This window comes from Pseudomonas shirazensis (assembly GCF_050496565.1).
In the GTDB taxonomy this organism is placed as follows: domain Bacteria; phylum Pseudomonadota; class Gammaproteobacteria; order Pseudomonadales; family Pseudomonadaceae; genus Aquipseudomonas; species Aquipseudomonas shirazensis_A.
The window spans coordinates 130,878-144,415 of sequence record NZ_JBNWAE010000012.1 but is presented as its reverse complement, the minus strand read 5'-3'; the positions used below and the strand labels follow the sequence as shown (position 1 = coordinate 144,415).

The 13,538-nt window shown below is 63.1% G+C and carries 6 protein-coding genes; all 6 read right to left on the bottom strand.

Translation table 11 applies throughout. The features are described 5' to 3' along the window. Positions 1 to 5 precede the first annotated feature (5 nt). The 6 genes from ACQZ2L_RS18170 to ACQZ2L_RS18145 all read right to left on the bottom strand — a co-directional run bounded on the left by ACQZ2L_RS18170 (position 6) and on the right by ACQZ2L_RS18145 (position 13,515). Positions 6 to 1,133, bottom strand: a complete 1,128-nt coding sequence (locus tag ACQZ2L_RS18170) for an acyl-CoA dehydrogenase (RefSeq protein WP_430327236.1) — start codon at positions 1,131 to 1,133, stop codon at positions 6 to 8. Positions 1,134 to 1,141: 8 nt separating this feature from the next. Then, a complete protein-coding gene (locus ACQZ2L_RS18165; protein ID WP_430327235.1) occupies positions 1,142 to 2,335 on the bottom strand; it encodes an acetyl-CoA C-acyltransferase in 1,194 nt (397 codons plus the stop codon). Positions 2,336 to 2,347: 12 nt separating this feature from the next. Further along, the gene (locus ACQZ2L_RS18160; protein ID WP_430327234.1) at positions 2,348 to 3,115 is read right to left on the bottom strand and encodes an SDR family NAD(P)-dependent oxidoreductase; all 768 of its coding nucleotides are present in this window, start codon (positions 3,113 to 3,115) and stop codon (positions 2,348 to 2,350) included. A gap of 169 nt (positions 3,116 to 3,284) precedes the next feature. Further along, positions 3,285 to 7,823: an NEL-type E3 ubiquitin ligase domain-containing protein gene (locus ACQZ2L_RS18155; RefSeq protein ID WP_430327233.1), complete on the bottom strand. Its 4,539-nt coding sequence runs from the start codon at positions 7,821 to 7,823 to the stop codon at positions 3,285 to 3,287. 93 nt (positions 7,824 to 7,916) lie between these two features. Beyond that, positions 7,917 to 12,425 (bottom strand): NEL-type E3 ubiquitin ligase domain-containing protein, encoded by a 4,509-nt coding sequence (locus ACQZ2L_RS18150; RefSeq protein ID WP_430327232.1) that lies wholly within the window; start codon positions 12,423 to 12,425, stop codon positions 7,917 to 7,919. Positions 12,426 to 12,492: 67 nt separating this feature from the next. Then, positions 12,493 to 13,515, bottom strand: coding sequence for an AraC family transcriptional regulator (locus ACQZ2L_RS18145; RefSeq protein ID WP_430327231.1), 1,023 nt, complete (start codon positions 13,513 to 13,515; stop codon positions 12,493 to 12,495). Positions 13,516 to 13,538: the final 23 nt, after the last annotated feature.

Genomic DNA, 13,538 nt, shown 5'->3' with positions numbered 1-13,538 from the left:
CTCCTTCAAAGGTTGCGCGCAATGACCATGCGCTGAATGTCGCTGGTGCCTTCGTAGATCTGGCAGACACGCACGTCGCGGTAGATCCGCTCCAGCGGGAAGTCGCTCAGATAGCCATAACCGCCGAGCGTCTGCAAGGCATCCGAGCAGACCTTTTCGGCCATTTCCGAGGCGAACAGCTTGGCCATAGACGCCTCCTGCAACGCCGGCCGTCCTGCGTCGCGCAATGCTGCGGCGTGCAGCACCATCTGCCGGGCGACAGCGATACGAGTAGCCATGTCGGCCAGGCGGAACGCCACGGCCTGGTGCTCGATCAGTGGCTTGCCGAAGCTTTGCCGCTCACGGGCATAGTCACGGGCTACCTCGAACGCCGCGCGAGCCATGCCGACCGCTTGCGAAGCGATACCGATGCGCCCGCCTTCGAGGTTGGCCAGGGCAATCTTGTAGCCCTGCCCCTCCTCGCCCAGCCGGTTGGCCAGCGGTATGCGCACATCATCGAAGACGATCTGGCAGGTGTCGGAGGCGTGCTGACCGAGCTTGTCCTCGACCCGGGTGACCTGATAACCGGGCGCATCAGTCGGCACGATGAACGCACTGATACCGCGCTTGCCGGCGGCCGGATCGGTCACAGCAAACACGATCACCACCCCGGCATTCTGGCCGGAGGTGATGAACTGTTTGCTGCCATTTAGCACGTAATGGTCACCGTCCAACCGCGCCCGAGTTTTCAGGCTACTGGCATCGGAGCCGGCCTGGGGTTCGGTCAGGGCAAAGGCGCCGAGCATGGCGCCAGTGGCCAGTGGTTGCAGAAACTGCTGCTTCTGCTGTTCGGTGCCGAACTTCAGGATCGGCACGCAGCCGACCGAGTTATGCACGCTCATGATCGTCGAGCAGGCACCGTCGCCGGCGGCGATTTCTTCCAGCGCCATGGCGTAGGCAACGTAGCCGGTATCGCTGCCGCCCCATTGCTCGGGGACCAGCATGCCAAACAGGCCAAGCTCGGCCATCTCGGCTGTCGCCTCGCGGGGGAAGCGGTGCTCCTTGTCCCACTGTTCGGCAAACGGCTTGAGCCGCTCCTGGGCAAAATCTCGCACCGCATCGGCGATTTGTTGTTGCTCATCAGTTACCAGCATGGTTCACCTCAGTACAGACATTCAACGGCCATGGCGGTCGCTTCACCGCCGCCGATGCAGATCGCCGCCACACCACGGCGCAGATTGCGCTGGCGCAGGGCCGACAGCAGGGTCACCAGAATCCGCGCACCAGAGGCACCGATCGGATGGCCGAGGGCGCAGGCGCCGCCGTGCACATTGACCTTGTCATGAGGCAGATCCAGGTGCTGCATCGCCGCCAGGGTAACCACGGCGAAGGCCTCGTTGATCTCGAACAGATCGACCTCGGCCAGGCTCCAGCCGGTGCGCTTGAGCAGCTTGTCGATGGCGCCGATGGGTGCGGTGGGGAACAGTGCCGGCGCATCAGCGAACGCCGCATGGGCGTGGATCACCGCCAGCGGTGTCAGACCGCGCTGCTCGGCCTGCGAGCGACGCATCAGCACCAGCGCCGCCGCACCGTCGGAGATCGAGCTTGAATTGGCGGCGGTCACGCTGCCGCCCTCGCGAAATGCCGGGCGCAACTGCGGGATCTTGTCCAGACGTGCCTTGGGCGGCTGTTCGTCATCGCTGATCAGCCGCGTCTGCTTGCCTTCGGTCACTTCAACGGCAACGATTTCAGCAGCGAAACGGCCCTCTGTGATAGCCGCCTGAGCGCGGGTCAGCGAGGCGATGGCAAAGGCATCCTGAGCCTCCCGGCTAAAGCCACCGGCCTGGGCGCAGTCTTCGGCGAAGGTGCCCATCAGGCGACCTTTGTCATAGGCATCCTCGAGACCGTCGAGGAACATGTGATCAAGCATCCGGCCATGGCCCATGCGGTAGCCGCTGCAGGCCTTGTCCAGCAGGTAAGGCGCATTGCTCATGCTCTCCATGCCACCCGCCACCACCACCTCGGCGCTGCCGGCCAGCAACAGATCATGGGCCATGATCGCGGCCTGCATGCCTGAACCACACATCTTGTTCAGCGTGGTGCAGGTAGTGCTTTTATCCAGGCCTGCGCCCAGTGCCGCCTGGCGTGCCGGGGCCTGGCCGAGGCCAGCCGGCAGCACACAACCAAACAGCAGTTGATCAACGCTGGCCGGGGCTACCCCGGCGCGCTCTACGGCAGCGCGAATGGCCGCGGCACCCAATTGCGGGGCAGTCAGGCTCTTCAGATCGCCCTGCAAGCCGCCCATGGGCGTGCGCACGGCGCTGACAATGACGATTGGATCGTTGGCGAGGGTCATCTGCACTTCTCCTTAGCGGGCAGCCATGCGCAGGGCGCCGTCGAGGCGGATCACCTCACCGTTGAGCATGCTGTTTTCAATGATGTGCAGCGCCAGTGCGGCGTACTCCTGAGGGCGACCCAGGCGTGGCGGGAACGGCACGCCGGCGGCCAGCGAGTCGCGCACTTCCTGGGTCATGCCGGCCATCATCGGCGTCTCGAAGATGCCCGGGGCGATGGTCATCACGCGGATGCCAAACCGCGCCAGTTCCCGTGCCGCAGGCAAGGTCATGCTGGCGACCGCGCCCTTGGATGCAGCGTAGGCGGCCTGGCCGATCTGCCCGTCATAGGCGGCTACCGATGCGGTATTGATGATCACCCCGCGCTCGCCATCGGCATCCGCCGCCGTTTCGGCAATCGCCGCAGCGGCCAGGCGCAGCATGTTGAAGCTGCCTATCAGGTTGACGTTGATAACCTTGGCGAAGCTAGCCAGGCCATGCGGCCCCTGCTTGCCGAGGATTTTTTCAGCGCCGACGATACCGGCGCAGTTGACCAGCCCTTGCAGGCTGCCGAAGGCTGCAACCGCTGCAGTCACTGCGGCCTGGGCGGCTTGTTCGTCGCTGATGTCAGCAACCGCGAAATGAGCATTGTCACCAAGCTCGCTGGCCTTGGCCGCTACGGCCTCGGCATTGAGGTCGACCAACATGACCCGAGCGCCGGCCTCGATCAGCGCCTGCGCGGTGGCAGCACCGAGCCCGGAGGCTGCACCGGTGACAATGAAGTGTTTGCCTTGTACATGCATGGGGAAGTTCCTTGCTGGTGTCGACCGCACGCGGCCCAGACAGACTGGGCCGGCAATGCGCATCGTCGAACTGCTGAGTTGTTGTTGGGCTGCAGTACAACGATGTTCGCGCCGCTGTCCTCAGGCGGCAATGGCCAAAACTGTCAACTCCAGTGACTGATCTGAACGATCAGCGCTTCGCCGTAGAGGGGCTGTCCAACCGCGCGGCGTCCTGCTCCAGTGCCTCACGCGTAAGCTCCAGGCTCAACGCCTGCAGCGCCGCCTCTCGCTCATTGCCCAGATCCTGCCAGCGCTCGGTGTAGAGCTGGCTGTTGAGCTGCTCCCGTTGTTGATCCAGCTGCTCGCCCCTGGCAGCGTAATCCTCGGTAATCGCATCGAACGCCGTGTCATGCCGCTCCCGCAGATAGGCCTGCCAGAACTCGCGCTGGTTCAGGCTGTGCGCCAGCGCCTCATCAGTTTCGGCGGCACGCACAACCCGCAATGCGTCGGCAATTTGTTGCGCGCTCACCGCCGCAGCCAGGGAATAGCGCATGGTCCGCGGCTGCGCGGGCAAATCCAGCGCAGTGGCCAGCTCGATCCGGTAGTACAACAGCACCTCGATTTCGTCCACGCCGCGCTGTGCTCTGACGCGCCCGGCAATGTCCTCGCGAGCGAACCGATCCAGCTGTTCCAAGCGGAATAACTGCCGGTTCAGCTGGATCAGGCGGCTACCGCGCTCATGTAAGGCGCCGTCACGATTGGCCAGGGCAACACGCAATTGCAGTTGCAGCTCGCTGAAGCGCTCGGCGATGCCGTCAGCACAGGTCTGGCTGTTCTGCGTGTGGGTAAAGATCTGCTCGCGCAGCTCAGAGTCATCGTTGAGTGCCTCGAGCAGCGCCCACACCTGCCCCGTCAGGTACTCGCGGTGGCTGGCGAAGTCAGAGGTCGCTTGCAGCTGGCCAAGCAGTTCAAACAGATTGGTGCTGCCAGGTAACGCGCCTAGCGTGTCCCATACCTGCAGACGCGAAGCGTGCTGCTCGGCGCCAGCACCCAACAACCAGGACGCACTGTCGCCGCCGTCGGCAGTGTCGATTTCCTGCGCAGGCTCGGCGATCGCATGCAGGCGATGGTAGTCCTGAACGCTGTAGAGACGCACGATCTCCTGAGTGGGCAGCGGGTTGCGGTCGAGCAGAAATGCCCTGCGGTAGGACAGCGGCATCATCATGATGTCATCGGGCAGCGCCGGCACCTGATTGTCACGCAGATCAACATGTTCCAGGTAACCGCACAGTTCCAGCCCGAACGGCCAAACAGTCAGGCTACAGTGACGCAAGCGTAACTCACGCAGATGCGACAGATGATTGAAGCGCAGTTGCAGGAAACCCACCGGATTATAGCTCAGGTCCAACTGGGCAAGGCGCGGCAGGCTGCTGAGCACGGCCAGGCTATCGGCATTCATGCGTATGCGGTTATGGGAAAGTCGCAGTATCTCCAGGTCTGGCAGGTAAGCCAACCCACGGGGCACTGACAGCAACTGGTTGCTGTTGATGCTAAGCCGCCGCAAGCGCGGGAATGCACGCAGAAAATCGACCGGGATGGTATCTACTTGCAGGTCGGTCAACGCCAACTCCGCGATGTGGTTGAACTCCACTTCAGGCGGTAGGAACGGCAACGTGCGGGCAGGGAAACCACTCAGATCCAGGCGCATGCTTGGCAGTGCATCAGCCTGCAGATCAATCGGCTCACCTTCGAGGCGCCAAGCTCTACGCAGGCTGTCGCCGAACTGCGCGCGCAGGTGGTTGCGCGCCTCGCTGAGCTCAGCGCTCTGCCATTGATTCAAAGTGGAGTCGAGCGCGGCATAGGCCTGTTCCTGTTGAAGCAACAGTGCCATCGGTGAAAGCGGCGAGCGTAACAGCAGCTGCAGGAATTGGCCGACTTCAGCATCGCTGAAGCTGGGATACAGCGCACGTATGCGCTCACGCAGCACCGTCGAGGCCGAGCGCGCCACGGCCTGGCCGCGCCCGCTAAGCAGATAGCCGACGCGCCCGTCGGCGAGGCGCCGACCCGGGTTGAACCAAGGCGTCTGCGCCTGCCAGCCAAGCAGACTGTGCAGGCCACTACCGGTCACAGGCAGCTGTGCAGTGGCAGCGACACGCAGGCGATCAGCGGGCGTGGCTTGCGGATTGGGCAAGCGCTCAAGTTGCGCATCCGTGAGCAGAGCGCTGATCGCTTCGAAGAATCCTGCCGGCTCGGCAACGTCCTCCTCGCGCTCCAGGCCCTGACTGGTATATAGACGCACCCGCCCCTCGCGCAGTGCCAGTATGGTGCGCTCCGCCTCTGCGCCCTGCGGGTTGAGGATCGACAAGAGCCGCCCACTGTCGCTGCCTTCGCGCAGCTCGAGATTGACCGCAGCCGGCCAGCCAGGCGTACGCCGCAGCAAGGCAATGACCAGCTCCCCCGTATCATTGCTGGCCGCGTTCGCCAGGTACAACCCCTCTACAGCGCGGTTGATCCGAGCCAAACCGAGTAAAGCGCGGGCGCGTTTGGCCAGCGCCAGCGGCAGCCGCCCCTCGCGCACGGCTATTTGCCGTTGCGCCTGGCTGGCATCGCGCACTGCAGTCTGTGCATAGGCGGGAGGCAGGCCGGGGAAGTCCCGGCGGATGATATTGAGCAACGCATCATTGGCGGGCAGCACAACATTGCTGAGGTGGTCGAACAGGCCCTTGCGCAGGCGCACGTCCTGATCGAGCAAGGCCTCACGCAGGGCATCGGCGTCAAGCCCGGCCATGCCCGGTTGGGCCATGCACCAGGCCTGGATCTGTGCATCGCTGGCGACGTCGCCGTTGCCAGCCAGGCTGACGAAGAAGCGCTGGGTCCGCGCATCGGCGTCGAACCGGCGCAAAGTTTCGCGCAGGTTGACCGGTAGCGGCCGATTGGCCACCAGCAGGCCGCGCAGTTCTTCCTGATCGATCCTGGCGACCTGCATGATCCGCGAGGCTTGTGCAGCATCCACCGGCGGATCCTGAGGCCACAGCCGCTCCAGCATACGCGCACTGTCATCCCACTCCAGCGGCCGCTCCAGACGCAGGCGCCAGCCGCGCTCGCCGTTGAATTCGACCACCGGGCCAAAAGCCCCCTCGCGCTGCGGGTGACGCAACCGCCACGGGCCATTGGGCTCGGGACGGTGGACCTCATAATAATGCTCGTCGTGCCGCATCCAACGCTGCTCGCCGCTGCCGTACAGGCCATCGGCTTGCAAGCCACTGTCATCCGGACGCGCGCGGTACTGGCTCAAGTCAGCCGACCACAGGCGCATTTCGCCGTCACCTACAGTCACCGGCTCCAGACCGTGGACGAACTCGCTGCGGACAAACCCGCGTGCCACCAGCGCTGCGCCACCGGCAATCGCAGCCGCTACCGCCAGCGTCTCGGCTACGCCCAGCATGTGCTCGAGCGCTTCGTGCTGGTGCCCATAGAGCCAGTCAACGCTGCCTTCGTAGACCTGCGACAGGGTTTGCACCACCAACAGCCCGAGCAGCAGTGCGCCGACCCCGGGAATGAACAGCCCGGCCAGGTTGACCACCCCTAGCCCTACCTCCTCCCAGGCCTGCAAGCGCTGCGCACGAGCTTGCCGGTCAGCCTCCGCCGTAGGCACCAGCAGCAGCCGTGCATCTTCGTGGATGCGTTGCACTTGCTGATTGACCAGCTCGACGAATATCTCATCCTGCGGAGTGACGCCCTCAAGCGCGAGATCTGGCGTCGGGTCACCGAGCCGTTTGGCCAGGGTATTGAGGAAGGCTGGACGTTCGCTCAGAGCGATCATGTGACTGATACGCTGACGACCCGCCGAATCGCGTAACTGGCTCAGCAGCTCGGTTGACAACGCACCCCAATCGGCGAAGCGCTGCAGTGCGCGCTTGGGATCACTGGGCAGGTAAAGCAACAGGCCATGGTCCTCACCCTCGACGCCACGCAACTGGATCACCAGGGCATCGCTGGCCGTACAACCAAGAATGCTCAGCATACCGGCAAAACCGCGCAACCCTTGTTGGTTGGCATCGTGATGCCCGCGTGCAACTTCTTCCAGGGCGATCTGTTCGGCAGCGCTGATTTCGCCTTTCAAGGCCGCAACCTCGACTGCAAGCTTCAACCCGGCCTGCTTGTCGGCTACCAGCATGGCGCAAGTGGCGGTGTTGAAGACCTTGTCCAACTGCTGCTGATACTTCGCACCTACGTCAAGCGCACGGCAGGCTGCCGCCAGCGCTACGGGGTCGCCGGAAAGCACCTGGTCGCTGCCGGCGGCGACCAGGCCACTGCCCTGCAGGACGCTGTCCTCAGGATGGAAGTTCTGCATCAGCCGCAACAGGCCCGGCTCGCGGACTATGTTCGGGATGTAAAAGGGCCATTGCGTCCCCGGCAGCCTCCCGAACTCGCGGCGCACCTCAAGCCATTGCAGGTCTGCGATGTTGCTGCCAGCAGGCAGCTTGCCGGCCAACAGCGCTGTGAACTGAGTCTGCACGAACGTCTGCAGAGGGATCAGATCCAGCGTCGCGGCGCGCACACCTTGTTGGCTTTTGCGGTATTGCTTGAAGCGGTCACGCAAGCGATTGATCTGGCTGGGGGAAGCGCGCTTGAGCCAGTCAGGAAGAATGCCACCGATAAATTCATAGGTGGCATTGCCCAGACGTAACGTCGTGCTGTCGGCGGGTGCGAGCGGTTTCGGAGACATTGTGCAGTCCTTGGTAGAAAGAGCCTCCAAGTTGCTCCGAGGCACATGCACACGGGCAGCGGGAAGCCCTGTCTAGCAAGCCTTGTCAGCCACTCAGGTCCCGTTGACTTCCTCCAACGCCTCTTTGGTCAGGCGCAGCGCCAACGTGTCGAGCGCCGCCCTGCGCTCTTTCGCCAGGTCGTTGACCTGTTCCAGGTAGCGCCCTTCGCGGCGATGCAGTTGCGGGCTGAGCTGATCCAGCCTCGCCCAGAAGGGTGCCTCGACTTCACTGAAAAGCGTGCCGTGCTCCCGTCGCAGGTTCTCCAGCCAGAAATCCCGCTGGCTGACGAAGCGGGCCAGTTCATCACTGGCCTCACTCAAGCGCACCGCAGCAGCCGCGTCGCTCAGTTGCTGCGGGGTGACATCGGCGATGGCCTGGAACTGCAGCGTGCGTGGTTGTCCGGGCAGTTCCAGGACCTCAGCCAGTCCGCTGCGATAGGCCAGGCTTACCTCGACTTCATCAACCTGCTCGCCGTTTTCCTGACGTTGTTGGAAATCATCGCGAGCAAACGCTTCGACACGGTCAAGCCGAAACAGGCGTCTGGCCAGGCGCAGGCGAGCAGCATGGGCGCTGGCAGGCTCACGAATCTCAAGCGTCTGGGCGATGTACAGACGCACCTCCAGGGCGCTGAAACAGGATGCCACGCTGTCAACACACGTGCGCGGATCACCGGCCAGGCTGAACAGCTCGCTGCGCAAGGTGCTGTTCTCACTCGCTGCTACCAGCACGGCCCAGACTCTGCGCGCGAGGTCTGCCTGGGTCAGGCGATAATCGCTGGTCCCGGTCAACTCGCTGAGCAGCGTGAAAAAGTCATCGCTGCCGGGCTCAGCGCGCAAACTGTCCCAGTGGCCGCCGCTGGTTTTGCGATCGGCCTCAGGCAGTGCCTGCAGCCACAATTCGCGCGCCCTGGCCGCTGAGACATCGGATGAAAGCGGCAAAGCTGCTGCCCCTGCCAGGCCCAGTTGCAAACGCTGGGTGACCGCCTCAGGCAGCGGGTTGCCATCGAGCTGCAACGCTTGGCGCAACGATGCTGGCGCGTCCAGCAGCCCTTGTGGCAGCGTAGCAATATGGTTATTGCGCAGATCGGCAACCTCCAGCAGGCCGCACCAATCCAGATCGACCGGCACTGCCTGCAAGTTGGCTCCACGCAGGTTGAGTTGGCGCAAACGGACCAGCGGGGTCAGTTGCAGGCTCACGGCGCCCAGCGGGTTGTAACTCAGGTCCAATGATTCCAGTTGGGTCAGGTTGCGTAACATCGAGACGCCCGAGGCAGTCAGGCTGATCTGATTGTTGGCCAACTGCAACATGCGCAGGTGGCGCAGCCGATCAATCTCACTGGGGACATGGCGCAGGGCATTGTTGCTCAGGTTCAGCCAACGCACCTGGGGGAAGCAACTGAGAAAATCCTCAGGCATTGTTTCTATACCCAGGCCCATCAAGACCAGCTCGCCGACATGGGCAAAGTCAATGTCGCCCGGCAGATCGGGAAGGCTGCGCAATGGGAGGTTGGTCAGGTTCAGGCTCAAACCATATGAAACCTCGTCCTCATCGACGATCCGCTCACCGATCAGCCGCCAGGTACGCCGCATGCGCCGTCCGGCCTGGCGGCGCGCCTCGGCATTGGCTGTGCTGCGGGCCCGGTCTATCCACAGCGCGAGCAGCTCTTTGAGCCGCTGGTATTGCTGCTCCTGCTCCAGCAGGGTGCTGTAGGCGACCTCCGGATGCTCCAACAGCATGGTCATGTAAGCGTCGATCTGGGTTTCGTCAAAACCTGTGTACAAGGCACCAATGCGCCTTCTCAGCACGGTCTGGGACGGGCTCCCGGCAGGCCGTCGGCCACTGAGCAAATAACCGACCCTGCCATCTGGCAAGCGCTGCATCGAGCGTGCCGGCACACCTGCGTCGCGCTTGCCGATGAGTTCCAGCAAACCCGCGCGGGTGCTTGGCAGCCATTGCCGCAGCCAAGCCTGGAGGGTCCTGACGCCGCCCGACTCGTTCAGACCCAACTGGGTTCGTACAGTCGCCGGCATGCATACGTATAGCGCCTCGAACAGGCCCCGCGGCTCGGCGATGGCGAGGGTAGATTCCAAGCCTGCGCTGTCATACAAGCGCATTCCACCCTGGGTTCTCACCAGCACCATCACCGGGCCCGTAGGTTCCGGCGCTTGCAGCCGCGCCAGCAACCTGCCGGCGGCAGAATCTTCACGAAGTTCCAGCACCAACGATGGCGGCCAGACGGTGTGCTGATTCAGCAGGGCGAATACCAGTTCAACTACATCGGCGCGGTAACTGTCCTGCAGATAAAGGCCTTCACGCATGCGTGTGAGCTGCGCAACCTGGAGCATTTCACGAGCATGCTGCGCCACACTCAGGGGGACTCGCTGATCGGCGCGCAGCACACTGCGCTGCTCGCTGCTGACATGCCTGAGCACGTGCAGGGCGTAGGCGTCTGGCAAACTTGGAAAGTCCCGTTGCACAAGCGCCAGCGCAGGGTCGGGAGCGAGATACAGTTTGGCTACATGCTCGAGTAACAATGGCCGCAGGCTACGTGCCTGCTCGTTGATGGTAATGGCCTGGGCCTCGAACGAAAGGCTTTGGACACCGACCTGATCAACGCAGAACTGCCACAGTTGGATATCGCTGGCGGCCGTAGGCAGTCCGGCGAAAAACAACTCAATGCGGTCCTGAACAGCAAACCGCTCGAGGCTGTCACGCAATGCCACCGGCATACGCCGACTTTCCACCAGCAAGCCGCGCAACTCCTCTTCATCCACCTGTGCAACACGCAACACCTGGACTCGCTGCTCAGCACTCAGCGAACTGACCTGTGGCCATAACCGGGTCAGCAGTGACTCAGCGCCCTGCCAAGTCAACGGTTGGTCGTACTCGAGCCGCCACGACTGCTCGCCGTTGAAATCCAGCGCGGGACCAAACGCCGCCGGGTGCTGCGAGTCCTGCAATCGCCATGGGCCGTTCTGACCTTGCGCACGGACCCGATAGACAGCGCCTTCATGGCGCCACCAGCAGCTGTCGCCATCGCTCAGCAGGCCGTTGTCGAGTTCGAGTAACGCCTGCTCGGACGGCGTGTCCTGGTAGTGGCTAAGATCATTGTTCCACAGCCGCTGCTGCCCGGCGTCATTGGTGACCGGTTCCAGCGTCTCGACAAATGCACTGCGTTTGAAGGTCCGCACCACCAATTGCGAGCCGCCCGCAATCGCCGCGTTGACGGCCAAGTTTTCGGCGACACCGAGGAAATGCTGCAGAGCTTCATGCTGGTGCCCTCGCGCCCAGTGGTAAACCCCTTCGCACAGCTGCAACAGCGTCTGCCGGACCATGTCCGCCATCAGCAATGTCCCGACCAGCGGGACAAAAAGCCCCGCCAGATTCAGCACACCCAGCCCCACCGACGCCAATGCATCCAGACGTCGCTGGCGCGCCTGGCTATCAGCCTGTGCGTTGGGGACGGCGAGAAAGCGCGCATCATTCTTGATGCGTGTGATGCGCTGGGCTGCCAGCCAACTGAACAGCTCATCGGCGGCGCTGAGCAGGCTGACTTCAAGGTCTGGTTCTGGGTCTTTGAGGCGCACCTGCAGCTTGCTGGTGAAAGCGGCTCGCTCCCGCAGTGCGATACGCTGCAGCAGTGCCTCAGTACTGGCAGGAACCGCCAGAGCGAGTACAAGAAAATCCTGCACGGCCGACCAACTGCTGAAGTGACGCACCGGAAACTGCTCGTCGTTCGGTACCAGCAAGAGCACTGCTACGGTCTCGGTCAGCCGGGGGACTGGGTAAAAGCCGTCGGCGCGTTGACCCAGTTCTACCAACCATGTGCCGGTCACAGCCGTATCGAGCACGCTGAGCTCGCCGCAACGAACGATCCCCGCCTGCGGATGATTGGGGGTGCGATCCGCAGCCAGGTCAAGCAGCACATTGACCTCATCGTCTGGCAGCAGTCGCTTGGCCTGCGCGAGCCGAGCAGCGAGGATGAATGCGTGGCGGGCGTCCTCGGCGAGTGCCTGCGCTGCCTGGGCATCCAGTACTGAATCCAGGTGCGCCTGATAGGCCCCACCCACATCGACCTGACGACACAGTTCAACGATACGTGCCGAGTTTTCACTCAGGATCGTTGCCGACTGCCCGGCCGCCTCGTTGCCCGGATAGATCAACCCGCTGCCGTCGTAGAACGACTCGCTGCTGGCGAAGTTCTGCAGCAACCGCTGCATGGCCGGCTCGCTGACAAAGTAAGGCTCGTCGGTTGGCAAGCCCGCGGGTTCAACGGTGAACCTACGGCGCACTTCGCGCCAGCAGGCCTTGTCCAGATCAACCTGCAATGCCATCTGGGTCAACAGCACCGACTCGAGCCGCTGCCTGGCAAAATCATGCAGCGCTGACACCCGAGCGAGTGTGGCTGCAAGTATCGTCTGGCTCTGCATATGCGCAATGTAGGCATCGCGCACTGCGCTAACCTGCGCCGCACTGGCTTGCTTGAGCCAGTCAGGCAGGATTGCCTCGATGAAATGGTCGGTGATGCACTCGATTTTTACCGGGAGAGCAGTGTTAAACATGGTTCGAGATCCTGCTTGAGAAGATCGCGCAACCATGAAGTGCCTGTGGCCTGGGTGGCAGGGGGAATCAGTGACTGACGCAGCGGGTTTGAATCAACATCCGATACTGCCCGGGATTACAGCCATACCACTTGCGAAAGGCCTTGTAGAACGAGCTGGCATCCGCAAAACCCAGCCGCTCGGCGATTTCATCCATGGCATGGTCGGCATCCGCCAGCCAGACCATAGCCAGCTCGCGCCGGGCGCTGTCTTTGAGGCCTTGGTAGGTCTGCCCCTCTTCGGCAAGACGCCGGCGCAGGGTCGACGCGGAAACGTGCAGTTGTCGCGCCAGGCCTTCGGCGTCAGGCCAATCGGCCGGCGGCGCTTGCAGCAGGTCGCTGCGGATACGCCGGGCCAGACTTTCCGGGTCGCGGTATCTCACCAGAATATTACCCGGTGCCTCAGCCAGAAAACGCTGCAGATCATCCACCGTGCGTTTAACTGGCCACTGCAGGCAATCGGCCGGGATCATCATCCGAGCGCGCGGCCTCTCGAACTGCAGGTTGGGCGAAAACATCACCCGGTAGTCTTCGCAATACGGAGGCTCGGCACAGGGCAGGTCAATTGCCAGAATCGGGATGCGCCGGCCAGCCAGCCAGCAGCCCACACCGTGCACGATCATCCAGAAGGTGAAATACATGAAGGCTCGGCGCGGCTGCGGGCGCGGTTCATGGAGCATGATTTCTGCCAGCCCATCCTGCTGTTGCAACGCTGGCTGCAGGTCCTGAAGCATCAGCGCCAGGAAGTCCAGCACACTCTGCAGGGCTGCGCCCAGAGTAGGCTGAAGCATGCTCGCACGGCAGGCAAATGCCAGACTACCGCGTGGCAGGCCGCGCGGATCCATGGCGAAGAACTCATCGTTGCAGCGGCGTGCCAACAGTCGCCAAAGGCGTGCATAGGCGTTGGCTGCGACCCGCGCATCTGCCTGCTGCAACTGCCCTGGGTCGATCCCGGCGCGTGTCAGCACAGCCAACGCCGCATCACCCTCTGCGCAGGTCTGCAACAGCGCCTCGCGCACCATTTGCATGGAGATGGTGTCTTTCTCGCTCATGGCTTGCCCGTCATTGACTACTG